General features: G+C 64.7%; 13 protein-coding genes. 12 read left to right on the top strand and 1 reads right to left on the bottom strand.

Annotated elements, in window-relative coordinates; translation table 11 throughout:
* The first annotated feature begins 94 nt into the window (after window positions 1-94).
* The 9 genes from ACOQFP_RS08485 to secA all read left to right on the top strand — a co-directional run bounded on the left by ACOQFP_RS08485 (window position 95) and on the right by secA (window position 12465).
* Window positions 95-1198, top strand: coding sequence for an alkane 1-monooxygenase (locus tag ACOQFP_RS08485; protein ID WP_241256813.1), 1104 nt, complete (start codon window positions 95-97; stop codon window positions 1196-1198).
* A gap of 88 nt (window positions 1199-1286) precedes the next feature.
* Window positions 1287-2771 (top strand): adenosylhomocysteinase, encoded by a 1485-nt coding sequence (gene ahcY, locus ACOQFP_RS08480; protein ID WP_341243311.1) that lies wholly within the window; start codon window positions 1287-1289, stop codon window positions 2769-2771.
* 17 nt (window positions 2772-2788) lie between these two features.
* A complete protein-coding gene (locus tag ACOQFP_RS08475) occupies window positions 2789-3454 on the top strand; it encodes a dTMP kinase (RefSeq protein WP_341243312.1) in 666 nt (221 codons plus the stop codon).
* A 4-nt stretch (window positions 3455-3458) separates the two neighbouring features.
* Window positions 3459-4136, top strand: coding sequence for an MtrAB system response regulator MtrA (gene mtrA / locus ACOQFP_RS08470; RefSeq protein WP_008717777.1), 678 nt, complete (start codon window positions 3459-3461; stop codon window positions 4134-4136).
* Window positions 4133-5848, top strand: coding sequence for an MtrAB system histidine kinase MtrB (gene mtrB, locus ACOQFP_RS08465; protein ID WP_341243313.1), 1716 nt, complete (start codon window positions 4133-4135; stop codon window positions 5846-5848). The genes mtrA and mtrB overlap by 4 nt, the downstream gene beginning before the upstream one ends.
* Window positions 5845-7626, top strand: coding sequence for an MtrAB system accessory lipoprotein LpqB (gene lpqB, locus ACOQFP_RS08460; protein WP_421584015.1), 1782 nt, complete (start codon window positions 5845-5847; stop codon window positions 7624-7626). Before mtrB ends, lpqB begins: the two co-directional genes overlap by 4 nt.
* Before the next feature lie 45 nt (window positions 7627-7671).
* Window positions 7672-8355, top strand: a complete 684-nt coding sequence (locus ACOQFP_RS08455; RefSeq protein WP_341243314.1) for a ComF family protein — start codon at window positions 7672-7674, stop codon at window positions 8353-8355.
* A gap of 202 nt (window positions 8356-8557) precedes the next feature.
* The gene (hpf, locus tag ACOQFP_RS08450; RefSeq protein WP_206489834.1) at window positions 8558-9226 is read left to right on the top strand and encodes a ribosome hibernation-promoting factor, HPF/YfiA family; all 669 of its coding nucleotides are present in this window, start codon (window positions 8558-8560) and stop codon (window positions 9224-9226) included.
* 344 nt (window positions 9227-9570) lie between these two features.
* Window positions 9571-12465 carry a preprotein translocase subunit SecA gene (gene secA, locus ACOQFP_RS08445; protein ID WP_341243315.1) on the top strand — a complete coding sequence of 965 codons (2895 nt, stop codon included), beginning with the start codon at window positions 9571-9573 and terminating at the stop codon, window positions 12463-12465.
* Between the two features lie 34 nt (window positions 12466-12499).
* Here the strand turns inward: secA and ACOQFP_RS08440 are convergent, their stop codons facing one another.
* Window positions 12500-13078 (bottom strand): Rv3235 family protein, encoded by a 579-nt coding sequence (locus tag ACOQFP_RS08440; protein ID WP_421584014.1) that lies wholly within the window; start codon window positions 13076-13078, stop codon window positions 12500-12502.
* A gap of 187 nt (window positions 13079-13265) precedes the next feature.
* On the opposite strand from ACOQFP_RS08440, the gene ACOQFP_RS08435 reads away from it, so the two are divergent.
* The 3 genes from ACOQFP_RS08435 (at window position 13266) to ACOQFP_RS08425 (ending at window position 16497) form a co-directional block, all read left to right on the top strand.
* Window positions 13266-14726: a wax ester/triacylglycerol synthase family O-acyltransferase gene (locus tag ACOQFP_RS08435; protein ID WP_341243317.1), complete on the top strand. Its 1461-nt coding sequence runs from the start codon at window positions 13266-13268 to the stop codon at window positions 14724-14726.
* 10 nt (window positions 14727-14736) lie between these two features.
* Window positions 14737-15261 (top strand): DUF6912 family protein, encoded by a 525-nt coding sequence (locus ACOQFP_RS08430; RefSeq protein ID WP_421584013.1) that lies wholly within the window; start codon window positions 14737-14739, stop codon window positions 15259-15261.
* Window positions 15262-15381: 120 nt separating this feature from the next.
* A complete protein-coding gene (locus ACOQFP_RS08425) occupies window positions 15382-16497 on the top strand; it encodes a ferredoxin reductase (RefSeq protein WP_421584012.1) in 1116 nt (371 codons plus the stop codon).
* Window positions 16498-16580: the final 83 nt, after the last annotated feature.

The raw sequence follows: 16580 nt of genomic DNA, 5'->3' as shown, positions 1-16580 counted from the left end.
TTCTTCGAGGGATTCGGGTGTCGCTTTCGGGGAGCGGGATTCGAAGACAGGCGGACGCTCGGTTCGCTGGCAGGACAACAAACGCTATCTGTGGATGTTGGGGTTGGCAGTCCCGGCATCGGCACTGTTGCCGTCGCAGTTGGTGTACTGGACGGGAATTCCCCTGTTCTGGTGGAGCGGTGTACTGGTGTTCTTCGTGATCATTCCGATCATCGATCTGATCGCGGGGGAAGACGGGCACAACCCGGACGAGTCGGCGAGCGAGAAGTTGCAGAACGATCGCTACTACCGCTGGTGCACCTACCTGTTCCTTCCGATTCAATTCATCGGGCTGATCGTTTCCTGCTGGATGTGGGCGTACGGGGAACTCGGCGTGGTGGACAAGATCGGGCTGGCCGTGACGGTGGGTCTCGTCGCGGGCACCGGTATCAACGCCGCTCACGAATTGGGCCATCGCATCGAGCAGCACGAGCGATGGTTGGCCAAGATAGCTCTCTCCCAGACGCTCTACGGGCACTTCTTCGTCGAACACAATCGTGGGCATCACGTTCGGGTCGCGACTCCCGAGGACCCCGCGAGTGCGCGGCTGGGCGAGGGCGTGTGGACATTCGTGCCGCGCAGCACTGTCCTCGGCCTGATCTCCGCGTGGAAGCTCGAGGCGCAACGGCTTCGGCGCAAGGGTCGCTCGGTCGCGAGCCCGACCAATGCCCTGCTCCATACCTGGCTGCTCAGCGCAGTGTTGTTCGGCTCGTTGCTGGTCGTGTTCGGGTGGACGATCGCTCCGTACCTGTTGCTGCAGGCCGTCGTCGGGTTCGTGTTGCTCGAGATGGTGAACTATGTGGAGCACTACGCATTGCTGCGCGAAACGAACGAACGCGGAAAGTACGTGCGGTGTGCACCGCGCCACAGCTGGAACAGCGACAGAATCTGCACCAACATCTTTCTGTATCACCTGCAGCGGCACAGCGACCACCACACACATCCCGGAAAGCGGTATCAGGCGCTACTGACCTGTGACGACGCACCGCAGCTGCCTGCCGGTTACGCGTCGATGGTGATGCTCGCGGCAATTCCGCCGCTGTGGCGTCGAGTGATGGATCCGCGGGTACGCGCCCACTATCAAGGCGATCTCACTCGTGCAAATATCCTGCCCCGCAAACGCGATCGCATTCTGGCCCGGATCGGGCGAAACGGATAGCGCAGCCCGATGCCTGCGGGCAGCCGGAACCGACGTGCGCGGACCCGATAGCCTGGGGAGCAGACACTCAGTCAACAGGAGAGGCAAGATGACGACCTCAGTTACGTCAGGATCGGAACTCACCGCAGATCGCCGCGGTGGAATCGACTTCAAGGTCGCAGACCTGTCGCTCGCGGAATTCGGCCGCAAGGAGATCAGGCTGGCCGAGCACGAGATGCCCGGCTTGATCGCGTTGCGTCGCGAATACGCAGATGTTCAGCCGCTCAAGGGCGCACGAGTCTCGGGATCACTGCACATGACCGTGCAGACCGCCGTGCTGATCGAGACCCTGGTGGCCCTCGGAGCCGAGGTCCGCTGGGCGTCGTGCAACATCTTCTCCACCCAGGACCACGCCGCCGCAGCCGTCGTGGTGGGCCCGTACGGCACCGTCGAGGAGCCCAAGGGCGTCCCGGTCTTCGCGTGGAAGGGCGAAAGCCTCGAGGAGTACTGGTGGGCGGCCGAGCAGATGCTCACCTGGCCCGAACAGCCTGCCAACATGATTCTCGACGACGGCGGTGACGCCACGATGTTGGTGCTACGCGGTGCGCAGTTCGAGAAGGCAGGCGTCGTCCCGCCGACCGACGACGATCACGACTCGGACGAGTACAAGGTCTTCCTCGGCCTGCTGCGCCGGTCGCTGGAGGCATCGAAGACCAAGTGGACCGAGGTCGCCGAGTCCGTGCAGGGTGTCACCGAGGAGACCACCACCGGTGTCCTGCGGCTGTACCAGTTCGCGGCCGCCGGTGAACTGTCGTTCCCGGCCATCAACGTCAACGACTCGGTCACCAAGAGCAAGTTCGACAACAAATACGGCACCCGCCACTCGCTGATCGACGGCATCAACCGCGGCACCGACGTCCTCATCGGCGGCAAGGCCGCGCTGGTCTGTGGTTACGGCGATGTGGGCAAGGGCTGCGCCGAGGCGCTCAAGGGGCAGGGTGCCCGCGTCACGGTCACCGAGGCCGACCCGATCAACGCGCTGCAGGCGCTCATGGACGGCTTCGACGTTCGTACGGTCGACGAGTTCATCGAGCAGGCCGACATCGTGATCACATCCACGGGCAACCTCAAGATCATCACCTTCGAGCACATGCGCAAGATGAAGCACCAGGCGATTCTGGGCAACATCGGTCACTTCGACAACGAGATCGACATGGCGGGCCTGGAGAAGTCGGCCGATGTCACGCGGATCAACATCAAGCCGCAGGTCGACGAGTTCCAGTTCGGGGACGGACACTCGATCATCGTGCTGTCCGAGGGCCGTCTGCTCAATCTCGGCAACGCCACAGGTCACCCGTCGTTCGTCATGAGCAACAGCTTCTCCAATCAGGTCATCGCCCAGATCGAGCTGTGGACCAAGCCGGACGAGTACGACAACGAGGTCTACCGCCTGCCCAAGCACCTCGACGAGAAGGTCGCGCGCATTCACGTCGAGGCGCTCGGCGGCTCGATCACCAAGCTCACCAAGGAACAGGCCGAGTACATCGGCGTCGACGTCGAGGGCCCGTACAAGCCCGAGCACTACCGCTACTGACCGAAAGATCTCGGCCAGTGGGAAAACTGTTCGTCATCGAAGGAGTCGACGGCGCGGGCAAGAACACGCTCGCCCGTCGGCTCGTTTCGGCGTGGGAACGCGATGGCCTCGAGGTCCGACGGATCGGATTTCCGAGATACGACCACTCGGTGCATGCCGATCTTGCGGCAGAGGCATTGCGTGGGCAGCACGGCGATGTTGCAGGCAGCGTCCACGCGATGGCGCTGCTGTTCGCGCTCGACCGAAGAGCTGCCGCCGACGACGTGCGAGAGTTGCTCTCGCACAACGATATCGTTCTCCTCGATCGATACGTGGCCTCCAATGCGGCGTACACGGCTGCGCGCCTCGAACAGTCCTGCGACGGCGAGGCAGTGGAATGGATCAGGGCGCTGGAATTCGATCGCTTCGAAGTACCGATCCCGGACGCTCAGATCCTCCTCGACGTTCCGGTTGCACTGGCCGCAGAGCGCGCCGAAGCGCGTGAGAATGCAGATGTGACCCGAACCAGGGACGCGTACGAACGGGACGGCTCGCTGCAGAGTCGGACCTCCGCGGTGTACGGCGGTCTGGCCGGCGCCGACTGGGTGTCGCCGTGGCGAGTGGTCACCGCCGACGTCGATCCCGATCGACTCGCCGCCGAGTTGGTCAATCAGCCATCAGACGTGCGGAAAGTGACACCATAGGACAATGAAGCCTCGGATTCTGGTTGTGGACGACGATTCGGCTCTGGCGGAGATGCTCACCATCGTGTTGCGCGGTGAGGGATTCGAACCTTTCGTGGTCGGCGACGGCACTCAAGCACTCTCTGCTGTCCGCGAGAACCGGCCGGATCTGGTGCTGCTCGATCTGATGCTTCCCGGGATGAACGGCATCGACGTGTGCCGGGTGTTGCGAGCCGATTCGGGTGTTCCGATCGTCATGCTGACGGCCAAGACCGACACCGTCGACGTCGTCCTCGGCCTGGAGTCCGGCGCGGACGACTACATCATGAAGCCGTTCAAACCGAAGGAGTTGGTTGCGCGCGTGCGCGCACGCCTGCGCAGGACCGAGGACGAACCGGCCGAATTGCTGTCCATCGCAGACATTGTCATCGACGTGCCGGCGCACAAGGTCAGCCGCGGCGACGAACTCGTCTCGCTCACTCCGCTCGAGTTCGATCTGCTGGTGGCACTCGCGCGCAAACCACGTCAGGTGTTCACCCGCGAGGTGCTGCTCGAACAGGTGTGGGGCTACCGGCACGCGGCCGACACCCGATTGGTCAATGTGCACGTGCAGCGTCTGCGCGCGAAAGTGGAGAAGGATCCAGAGAATCCCGAGGTGGTGTTGACCGTCAGGGGGGTCGGGTACAAGGCCGGACCACCGTGATCGGTCTGTCCCGTTCTCGGCGGCGCATCAACGGCACGTTCTCTCCCGTTCTGCGGTTGTTTCGTTCGCTGAGTACCTCGCTCGGCCATGCTTGGCGACGTTCGCTGCAACTCCGGGTCGTGGTATCGACGCTGACCCTGTCGCTGGTCGTCATCCTCATACTCGGTGTGGTGTTGACCAGTCAGATCACCGATCGACTACTCGAGGCCAAACTGTCGGCAGCGACCGAGGAACTCGACCGCTCACGCACCACCGTCGAGGGCAACCTCGCCGGAGCCGACGATTCCAGTGGCCTCGCCACGAGACTGGAACGCGCGCGAGCGGCCCTGACCAACCAGGACCTCGATGCCGCGTCGACCAGCGGTTCGGCGGGATCGTTCGATCCGGTCCTGATCGTGGAGGGTGACGCCACCCGTGCCGAGGCCTCGGTCGGTCCGGTCGATCAGATCCCGAACAGTCTGCGCGACTTCGTCAAGAAGGGCCTGATCAGTTCGCAGTACGCCACTGTGACCGAAAGCGACGGCGGCTATTCCGGATCGGCACTGATCATGGGATCGCCCACCGGATCCGATATCTCGGCCTTGCAGCTCTACCTGATCTTCCCGTTGGCCAGCGAGGACCGCACCCTCTCGCTGGTTCGTGGCACCTTGTTCATCGGCGCAGTGGTGCTCCTGGTCCTGCTGGCCGCCATCGCGATGCTCGTTGCCCGCCAGGTCGTTCTGCCCATTCGTTCCGCATCGAGGATCGCGGTGCGTTTCGCCGACGGCAGACTCAAGGAGCGGATGCCGGTCCGCGGTGAGGACGACATGGCAAGGCTCGCGATGTCGTTCAACGAAATGGCCGAGAGCCTGTCCAAGCAGATCACCCAGCTCGAGGAATTCGGCAACCTGCAGCGACGCTTCACCTCCGACGTCAGCCACGAACTGCGCACTCCGCTGACCACCGTGCGCATGGCCGCCGATCTCATTCACGACGCCAGCGACGATCTGGAGCCGGCGCTCAAGAGGTCCTCCGAACTTCTGGTGAACGAACTGGACCGCTTCGAGACCCTGCTCGGCGACCTGCTCGAGATCAGCCGACACGACGCAGGTGTCGCAGAACTCGCTGCCGAGCAACTCGATCTGCGCATGTGCGCCCGAGCCGCGGTGTCCACGGTGCGGCACCTCGCCCGCGAAACCGGTACCGAGGTCATCGTCGACATGCCCGAGACGGCGGTGATCGCGGAGGTCGATCCCCGCCGAGTCGAACGAATCCTGCGCAACCTGCTCGCCAACGCGCTCGACCACGGCGAGGGCAAGCCGGTTCTGTTGCGACTGCGGGCCGATGCCGATGCGGCAGCGTTCGTGGTGCGCGATCAAGGGATCGGGCTGCGGCCCGGGGAAGAGAAGCTGGTGTTCAACAGGTTCTGGCGCTCGGATCCCTCGCGAGTTCGTCGATCCGGAGGCACCGGACTCGGACTGGCGATCAGCGTCGAGGATGCCCGTCTGCACGACGGTAAGCTCGAAGCGTGGGGTGCAGTAGGAGAAGGCGCGTGCTTCCGGCTCACGCTGCCTCTGGTACGCGGGCACAAGGTGATCGGATCGCCGCTACCACTCAAACCCGGCACCAGGAAATACGCTCAGGGACAACCGATTCCCGCGGTCGACCCGCCGAAGTTGCCGGCCCCGAACTCGTCGGCCGCGAAGCCGTCCGCGTCGGAGTCGGTCACGTGAGGCGATCCGCTGCGCACGGCTCTCGGATCCTGGCGATCTGCGCACTCGTCGTCGCGTTGGTCGGCGGCTGTGCCAGCCTGCCCGAGTCCTCCAGCCCCCAGGCCATCGGAACCCTGGCCGACGGTGCCGCGCCCACGAGCGCCCCGGCCCCAGAGCCCGGTCGCGAACCGGACCGCCTGCTCGACGACTTCTTCGACGCCAGCGCGCTCTCTGCCAACCGGCACCAGGCCGCTCGGCAGTATCTCACCGAGGCCGCGTCGGGAACCTGGGACGACAGCGCACGAACGGTCGTCGCGGACCGGATCGACACCCTGTCCGGACCGAGAACTGCCGACTCGGCACAATTCACTATTCGCTCCAAGACCGCAGGCATTCTGGCCCCGGGCGGGGAGTATCAGGCCGGCTCGGACACCTTCGACATCTCGATCGACATGACGAGGGTCGACGGCCAGTGGCGCATCTCGAAACTGCCGCCCGGCGTCGTGATCGATCGATCGGCGTTCCTGAACACGTATCAGCAGCGGTCGATCTATTTCGTCGATCCGCTCGGCGGTGTGTTGGTACCGGACGTCCGGTGGACCAGTGGATCCCAGGATCAGCTGGCCAACCAACTGGTGCAGTTGCTCATCGACGGACCCAAATCTGCGCTCTCGGCCGCGGTGAGCAACGAATTGTCGGAGGACGTGAATATTCGGGGGCCCATCACCAAGGCCGACGGTCAGACCTCACAGGTGGGGGTCGGGCTCGGCGGTATCAGGATCGACTTCGGCGGCCTGCAGAACAAGGGGGATCACGACCGGGAACTACTGGCTGCTCAGGTGATCTGGACGCTCGCCACGGCCGAGGTGGCAGGTCCGTACGTGTTGCTGGCCGACGGTCAACCGATCGACACGACCAAGCCCGACGGGTGGACCACTGCCGGCGTCGATTCGTTCGATCCGCAGGGCAGCAACGACGACACCGTGGGGCTGCACGCGTTGGCCGCAGGCGGCCTCTTGCGCGTCGACGGAGCCCAGACCATCCCCGCTCCCGGGTATTTCGGGCAGGCGCGCAATCTCCGCTCGGTCGCGTTGTCGAACGACGGCACCCTCGTGGCCGGCGTTGCCGACACCGGCCGTCCGGCACCCGCGCCGTCGAGCACGCTGATGGTCGGCAGCTACGACGGCGGCGCGTTCCCGGTTGCCGAGGGGCAGTCGATCACACGGCCGACGTGGGGGTCCGACGACAACGCGGCCTGGGCCGTGATCGACGGCACCAACGTCATCCGAGCCGCTCGCGATCCGTCCAACGGCCAGGTCTCGGTCATCCCCGTCGATGCCCGTGCTGTCACCGCACTCGGTACCCGGATCACCGAACTGCGTTTGGCGCGCGACGGAGTGCGGGCTGCGCTCATCGTGGACGGTGTGGTGTACGTCGCTGCCGTGGTGCGCGATCCCTCGGGCGTGTACTCGTTGACCTCGCCCCGAGCGGTCGCCATCGGACTCGGTAGTGACGCCACCAGTTTGGACTGGAGCACCGGAGAGACCATCGTCATCGTGCGAGTGGCCACGGACTCGCCCGTCGTACAGGTGACCGTCGACGGGTCCAGGATGGACCCGCTACCGTCACGGAATCTGACCACCCCGGTGTTGGCTGTCGATGCGTCCCCGGAAACGGAGTACGTGGCCGATTCGCGGGCGGTGTTCGCCCTCAACAACGCCGATCCCGTCGGTGATCGTTACTGGCGAGAGGTCACCGGCCTGGCCGGGGTCAAGGGGGTACCGATCCTGCCCGGCTGACGTCGTGCGCGGGGCGTGTCGGTGGGTGCGGGCACAGTGGCGCTCATGCGAACGCTCCTCGATCTCGTTCTTCCGCTCGAGTGTGCCGGTTGTGGCGTGCCGGGGGAGCAGTGGTGCACAGGGTGTTCCCGGGCCCTGTACGTGCCCCCCGTCGTCGTTCGTCCTCGTGTCGATCCGGGAGTGCCCTGTTGGGCGCTCGGGACCTACAGCGGGCCGCGGCGCAGTGGCATCATCGCGCTCAAGGAGCGGGGTCGCCGTTCGGTCGCGCGGCCGTTCGGTCGGGCTCTGGCCGAGGCTGTCGGGCATCTGCGTGTCGCCGGTGAGATCGATCCGCCGGAACTCGGTTCGCTGGTGCTGGTCTGCGCTCCCACTCGGGCCAGGGCGGCGAGGGCCCGCGGCGGAGATCCGGTTCTTCGTTGTGCTCGGATCGCGGCCGAGCAGTTGGCACCGGAGACCGTGCTCGTGCCCGAGCTGCTGCGAATGTCCACCGGAGTTCGAGACTCGGTCGGCCTGTCGGCCGGACAGCGCCAGAGCAACGTAGCCGGTCGGGTCGAGGTTGTCGGAGTGCGTCGTTCGCGATCGGACAACGGCGGAGCGCGGACGGGCTCCTGCACGGTGCTCCTAGTCGACGATGTCGTGACCACCGGGGCCACTCTGGCCGAATCCGCAAGAGTGCTAAAGGATTTCGGTGTCCCACTGGCCGGAGCGCTCGTGGTGGCGCACGCGTGAGAGCGCAGCGTTCGGACACGCCGACAACCAATTCGGGGTGAACGGTGGCACACGAGTCGATGACCGACTAACGTCGCGCACACGCCCCTAGTTGCACGAGATGCGAGGTGATGCCCCGGACTCGAGATGCCGGAAGGTTCCCCATTCGGCATGCACACTTGCCACGTCCAACAGTGGGCGTGGCCGATATCGGGAGGTACGCGTGACGACCCCTTCACAAGCCTCGGTTTTCTTCGACGAGAAGCCTTCGGAAGAACCCGCCAAGAGCAATGCGGATGTTGTGGTCAAGGGCCGCAACGTCGAGATACCGGATCACTTCCGGATATACGTCTCCGAGAAGCTCGCTCGACTCGAGCGCTTCGATCCTTCCATCTACCTGTTCGACGTCGAACTGCAACACGAACGAAATCGCCGTCAGGCCAAGGCATGCCAACGCGTGGAGATCACCGCGAAGGGCAGGGGGCCGGTCGTTCGTGCAGAGGCATGCGCCGACAGTTTCTATGCCGCGCTCGAAGCGGTGACATCGAAGCTCGAGAGCAGGCTCAGGCGTACCAAGGACCGTCGTAAGGTCCATTACGGCGAGAAGCGGCCCGTCTCCGTCGCCGAGGCCACCGCCGAACTGGCCGAGGACGATACCCTCGCGCTCGACCCCGAGACCAAGCTCGACTCGTTCGAGGACGATCAGAGCGGCCCCGGGCACATCGTGCGGACGAAGACCCACTCGGCGGCACCGATGAGCGTCGACGACGCGCTCTACGAAATGGAGCTCGTCGGTCACGACTTCTTCCTGTTCCACGACAGTGCCACCGACCGACCATCGGTCGTCTATCGACGGCACGCCTTCGATTACGGCTTGATCAGACTCACCTGACCCGCCCCGTCACGGAGGGCCCATTCGTTCGCCGTCCGTGAAATCTTTCACCGCTGCAGGCTCGACGCCGCAAGAGATGATCCGCACGTCGAGCCTGCAGTGCTGTGTCGGTGTGGACGCGGACTTCGAACCGGGGAACTCCGAAGACCGCCGGTGGGGCTCCCACGCTCACAGCGGCACCGCCTACCATGGACGCGTTCGGGTCAGCCGCCGCGCACAAGCCGTGGTGACGAACCCGTGAGCTCGCTGAAATTACGAAGCGTTGCTCGTAATGCAGTGTTGTTCGTAGTGCAGTGTTGTTCGTGTCAGTACCCGTGAACCGAGGATCGAGGACGAGAAAGCCCGTGCCGTCGCTGTCGTTTTCCAAGCTGCTCCGTGTTGGTGAAGGTCGCATGGTCAAGCGGCTCAAGAACATCGCTGACCACGTCTCGACCCTGTCTGCTGACGTCGAGAGTCTCTCCGACGACGAACTCCGCGCCAAGACCGCGGAGTTCCGGGAGAGGTACGCCGCAGGTGAGAGCTTGGACCAGCTCCTGCCGGAGGCATTCTCGGTGGCGCGGGAAGCGTCGTGGCGAGTGCTCTCGCAGCGACCCTTCGACGTCCAGGTCATGGGCGGAGCCGCGCTGCACTTCGGCAATATCGCCGAGATGAAGACCGGTGAGGGCAAAACCCTGACGTGTGTTCTCGCCGCGTACCTCAATGCGATTTCCGGCGAAGGCGTCCACGTGGTGACGGTCAACGACTACCTCGCCAAGCGTGACTCGGAGTGGATGGGTCGTGTGCACCGGTTCCTCGGCTTGACCGTCGATGTGATCCTCGCCGGCATGACCCCGGCCGAACGCCGCACCGCATACGCCGCCGACATCACCTACGGCACCAACAACGAGTTCGGGTTCGACTACCTGCGCGACAACATGACGCACTCGCTCGACGATCTGGTGCAGCGGGGCCACAACTTCGCCGTGGTCGACGAAGTCGACTCGATTCTCATCGACGAGGCCCGAACGCCGCTCATCATCTCCGGGCCTGCGGACGCCTCGAGCAAGTGGTACGGCGAATTCGCACGCATTGCACCGATGCTGAAGGTCGACACTCACTACGAGGTCGACATCCGCAAGCGCACCATCGGTGTGCACGAGGCAGGCGTCGAACTGGTCGAGGATCAGCTCGGTATCGACAATTTGTACGAGGCCGCCAACTCTCCGTTGGTGAACTACCTCAACAACGCGATCAAGGCCAAAGAGCTCTACACCAAGGACAAGGACTACATCGTCCGCGACGGTGAGGTCATCATCGTCGACGAGTTCACCGGCCGCATCCTGGTGGGGCGTCGTTACAACGAGGGCATGCACCAGGCGATCGAGGCCAAGGAGAAGGTGGAGATCAAGGCCGAGAACCAGACTTTGGCCACCATCACGCTGCAGAACTACTTCCGGCTCTACGACAAGCTGTCCGGAATGACCGGTACCGCCGAGACCGAGGCAGCCGAGCTTCATCAGATCTACGGACTCGGTGTCATCCCGATTCCGACGAACCGTCCCATGGTCCGAGTGGACAACGGTGACCTGATCTACAAGACCGAAGAGGCGAAGTTCGACGCCGTCGTCGACGACGTCGTCGAGCGGCACCAGAAGGGCCAGCCGGTGCTGATCGGTACCACCAGCGTCGAGCGCTCGGAGTACCTGTCGAAGCAGTTCACCAAGCGCGGCGTCGCGCACAACGTGCTCAACGCGAAGTTCCACGAGCAGGAGGCGACGATCATCGCCGAAGCCGGGCGCCAGGGCGCAGTGACCGTCGCGACGAACATGGCAGGCCGTGGAACCGACGTCGTTCTCGGCGGCAACCCGGACATCATCGCCGATCTGCAGCTCCGCAAGCAGGGCCTGGACCCGGTGGAGACCCCCGAGGACTACGAGGCGGCGTGGGAGCCGACTCTCGAGAAAGTCAAGGCGCAGGTCAAGGCCGATGCGGACACCGTGCGTGAAGCGGGTGGGCTGTACGTGCTGGGCACCGAACGCCACGACTCGCGGCGCATCGACAATCAGCTGCGAGGTCGCTCCGGTCGTCAGGGTGATCCGGGTGAATCGCGCTTCTACCTGTCCCTCGGTGACGAATTGATGCGCCGATTCAACGGCGGAGCACTCGAGTCGATCATGACCAGGCTCAACCTGCCCGACGATGTTCCGATCGAGGCCAAGATGGTGTCCAAGGCCATCAAGAGCGCTCAGACGCAGGTCGAGCAGCAGAACTTCGAGATCCGTAAGAATGTCCTCAAATACGACGAGGTGATGAACCAGCAGCGCACCGTCATCTACGAGGAGCGTCGTCGCATCCTCGAAGGGGCCGATATGGAGGGCCAGGTCGAGGGCATGATCACCGACGTGATCAGCGCCTACGTCGACGGTGCCACGGCCGAAGGCTACGTCGAGGACTGGGACCTCGAGCAGCTGTGGACCGCGCTGAAGACGCTCTACCCGGTCGGCCTCGATCACAAGGTCCTCGCAGCCGAGGACGAGGACGGCGTGAAGGGCGACCTCAGTCGCGACGAACTGCGTGAGGCGCTGCTCGAGGATGCGCGCGCTGCGTACGTCACGCGGGAAGCCGAGATCGACGGTATCGCAGGCGAGAACGGCATGCGTGAACTGGAGCGTCGAGTGTTGCTGTCGGTGCTCGACCGCAAATGGCGTGAGCATCTCTACGAGATGGATTACCTCAAGGAAGGCATCGGCCTGCGCGCCATGGCGCAGCGTGACCCGCTGGTGGAATACCAGCGCGAGGGCTACGACATGTTCCAGGGCATGCTCGAGGGCCTGAAAGAGGAATCTGTCGGCTTCCTGTTCAACCTGCAGGTGGAGGCGACACCGGCTCCTGCTGGGCCCGCCGCCTCGGCTGGGCTCGCGGTGGCTCCGGGACTGGCGTCTCCGGTGGCTGCAGGCGCGCCCACGGGAGCACCCGCCGCAACGACCGCGCGTCCGACACCCACCGCGCCGCCCGCTGCTCCGGCACCCCCGGCACCGGCCGTGCCCTCGGCTCTGCGTGCGAAGGGTCTGGAGGACCGGGACGAGCAGAGACTGACGTTCTCCGGTCCGGCCGAGGACGGCGGCACCGCGGTTCGCAGATCGGGATCGGCTACTGCCGGCCAGTCCGCGGCTGACGGTACCCGCCGAGAGCGTCGGGAAGCGGCGAGGGCGCAGAGCAAGGGACCGAAGAAGGCAGCTCGCTCCAAGCGCAAGAAGTAGCGGACAGCGGTCGCGTCGTTGCAGGGTGGCAGCACTACCCCACGCGCAACGACGTGACCGTCCATCCGGGGCGGCGCGGATCGATTGCCAACTCGATTCGGCCGGCGAAGGCGAACATTCGGGGCCCGCGGGTGTACGAGCCGAATATCTCTGCCGACACCTCCGACCGGTACACGACGTGCACTCGGCTGATCGTGGCCAACCCGAGCCGTCGCCCCGGCGGCGGGTTGCGCACGATCGTCCGCACCAGGTCGATCATCGAGGCGGTGAACAACCCCGACAGTTGATCGGCGCTTCGCCGGCGATCGATCACTTCGATCAGCACGCGCATCGCGCGCTCGGCAGTCGAGCGCGCATCGGCAGGCACGGCCGGCCGTGCGGCGGGCGGCTCGATCCGTCGGCGGGATGGATTGCTGCGCACCGACGGTCGATGCCGGGCCGGTATCGGTTCGGCGGCAGTCGTCGGGCCACGACGGTGCACGGTGCCCGGCGAGAGTGGCGGCTCGAACGGCGCTGCGCGGGAGAGGAAGCAGTGCTGTTCGGCCTGCAGCCGTGGGTCCGGTCCGAACGTGTCGCCGGGGCCGGGTGGCTCGTTCGATTCGATGACGCTCACACCGAGATTGACGGTCTCCGGCCCCGTTCGGTTCCCTGTCGATTCACACGAGATTGCGCGACACGAGTCATCGAAAGACCGCGCGACCGATGCCCGTCCGCCACGTACTCTAGGTTCGAGGACATCGCGCGCACGGGGACAGGATCGGGCGCGTACTTCATGCGAGGACGGGGACTGGTAACACGCGATGGCAACGAGGCTGACAACGCAAGATGCGTCGTTCTACTTTCTCGAGGCCAGTAGTAGTCCCATGCATCTCGGATCGCTCGCCATCTTCCGGACCCCTCGCAGCGGGTTCAGCTACGAGCGGTTGCTGTCGTTGGTGGAGCAGCGTCTGGCTTTGGTTCCCCGCTACCGGCAGAAGGTCCGCGAGGTCGCGTTCGGCCTGGCGCGGCCGGTATGGGTCGACGATGCAGACTTCGACATCACGTATCACATCCGGCGTTCGGCGCTTCCGAAACCGGGTTCGGACGACCAGTTGCACGATCTGATCGCGCGGCTCACCTCGCGCCCCCTCGATCGCACCCGCCCGCTGTGGGAGATGTACCTGGTCGAGGGGTTGTCGAAAAACCGCTTCGCCATCTTCACCAAGTCCCATTCGGCCCTGGTCGACGGTGAGCACGCCCTCGACATCGGTCAGGTCATCCTCGACGCGAGCAAGAATCCGGCCCCGATGGCCGAGGAGTTGTGGATGCCCGCGCGCGAACCCAAGGACTCCGCCTTGGTCATCGACGCGCTGACGGAGTTGGTGGTGCGGCCGGGGGAGGGCATCGAGGCGCTGCGCGGCGCGGTCAACGGCGTCGCCGAAGTCGCGGGCGATGCACTGCGCGCCGCGGGCAAAGTTGCCGCGGTGCTGCGTACTGCGACCCAGAGCGCTCCCTCGAGTCCACTCAATGCCCCGATCTCCCGAAATCGACGATTCGCGGTGGCCAAGACGGAGCTGTCGGACTATCGGAGAATCCACAACAGGTTCGGTTGCTCGATCAACGACGTGGTGCTCGCGGTGGTGACCGGGGCACTGCGAAACTGGCTGCTCTCGCGCGGGGAACCGGTGACGGCGTCCTCGACGGTACGAGCGATGGTGCCGATGTCGGTGTACGTCTCCGCCGATCGCGTGGGGTTCGGGGACGTGGGCGACCGACCGATCGAGTCGGCCGAGGACGATCGCAGCGAGGACGATCGAAGCGAGGTCTCCTCGTTCCTCGTCGACCTGCCGGTGGGTGAATCGAATGCGGTGGTTCGGCTCTCACATATCGCGCACGCCACCGAGGCACACGCCCATCAGAGTCGCGGTGTGACTGCGCAGACACTGATGCGGATCTCCGGGTTTGCCCCGGCGAGCCTGCATGCCATGGGGGTGCGAGCGGGAAGCCGGCTGTCGCAGCGGGTGTTCAATCTGATCGTCACCAACGCGCCCGGGCCACAATTTCCGCTCTATGTCGGCGGTGCGCGGATGCTCGAGATGTACCCGGTCTCGCCGCTGTTCGAGAATCAGGCGCTGAGCATCGGGCTGACGTCGTACGACGGCTTCGTGTTCTTCGGGCTCAACGCCGACCGTGGTGCCATGCCGGATGTGGACGTGGTGACAGCGCTGTTGCACGAGGCGCTGGAAGAGTTGGTCGACGCGAGTAACGAATCGAGAGTGTGAGGTCTTCGCAATGCGAGTCTATGTTCCGGCGACGCTGGAGTTCTTGAAAGTGTTGTCGGCGGAAGGCGAATTCAGCCCGGTCTCGCGCACGGCCTTCGCGGTGACGCCGACCCTGCGTGAGGCCTACTCCTCCGGTGACGACGAGGAGTTGGCCGAGGTCGCGATGGGGGAGGCGGCCCGTGCCTCGCTGCGGCTGATCGCTGCTGCCGTCGACGGCGAGGCCGATACGGGGACGGTCGCCGAGGGCGTGGTGTATCGGCGGGCCGTGATCGCAGCCGATGTGGACGATCCCACACTGCGACCCGATCTCGACGATGCCGTCGTACGGCTGGCGGATCCTGTGCGGATGGATCAGGTCGCGTCGGTGCACGTCGATCTCGAAGGTGCCGAATCGGCGGTTGCCAAGGCCGTGGCAGTCGTCGACGCGGCCGACATGGGCGATATCGACGCGGAGTTCGTGTTGGGGGACGCCGAGGATCACACGTTGGCGTGGTACGCCCCACAGGAGTTGTCGTTCCTGCTCGAGCTGCTCTGATTTCGCTGTGATCGTCCCCGCAGAGTTGTGGCGCAGACAACCCTGGCCGAGAACCTACGGTAGCGTAACCTCGATGACCGCATACGGCTCAGTGTCTCGATCGAGGAGATGGAACACCCGATGGATCTGAAGAAGTGGCTGGAAGCTCCCGCGGCAGGCGTCTCGGCACCCAAGCGTCCCAGGCTGAACATGGTGCGCGGTGCCTTCACCCGCATCACCACGCCTTTGTTGCCGGACGACTATCTGCATTTGGCGAATCCACTGTGGTCGGCTCGCGAACTGCGAGGTCGGATCGTACGTGTGGAGAAGGAAACCGCCACTGCGGTGACCCTGGTGATTCGGCCCGGCTGGGGCTTCAATTTCGACTATCAGCCGGGTCAGTACATCGGTATCGGTCTGCACCTCGGCGGCCGGTGGCACTGGCGGTCGTATTCGTTGACCTCACCGCCGGACTGGGAAGACAAGCTGATCTCCATCACCGTGAAGGCGATGCCGGAGGGCTTCCTGTCCTCGCACCTCGTCGGCGGTGTGCCGCAGGGAACCATCGTTCGCCTTGCCGCTCCGAAGGGCAACTTCGCATTGCCGGTGCCGCCGCCGAACAAGATCCTGTTCGTCACCGCGGGCAGTGGCATCACCCCGGTCATCTCGATGCTCAGGGCGCTCGATCGGCACGGGGACATGCCCGACACGGTCCATATTCACTCGGCCCCCACCGAGGACGAGGTCATGTTCGCCGCGGAACTCGCCGCGCTGGAGAAAACCCACCCCAATTTCACCTCTCATGTGCAGCTGACGCGATCCGGCGGCAAGTTCGCGCTCGCCTCTCTCGACGCGATGTACCCCGATTGGCGGACGCGAGACACATGGGCCTGTGGCCCTGCGGCTCTGCTCGAAGAGATCGAGAAGACCTGGAAGCGGGAGGGGATCGAGGACAAACTTCACCTCGAGCGATTCGAGATTTCCAGGGCCGACACCTCCGGTGCGGGCGGCACGGTGACGTTCTCCAAATCGGACAAGAAGGTCGCTGTCGACGGGGCGACGAGTCTGCTGGAAGCGGGCGAGGGAGTCGGTGTTCAGATGCCGTTCGGCTGCCGGATGGGTATCTGCCAGACGTGTGTGGTCCCGTTGACGGCAGGGCATGTCATCGACCTACGTTCGGGCAAGGAACACGCCGAGGGTGAACGCGTGCAGACCTGTATTTCCGCTGCTGCGGGCGATTGCACATTGGAACTGTAGGTCTGTTTTTCGCACACGGCCTTCTCAGGCTGTTCGGTTACGCTTACGTAGGTTGCCCACGCCGAAAGCTGGCATTTCGGGCA

This window comes from Rhodococcus sp. MALMAid1271 (assembly GCF_049195265.1).
Classification (GTDB): Bacteria; Actinomycetota; Actinomycetes; order Mycobacteriales; family Mycobacteriaceae; genus Rhodococcoides.
Note: the sequence above shows the minus strand (reverse complement) of the source record. Positions and strands in the feature narration are given on the sequence as shown.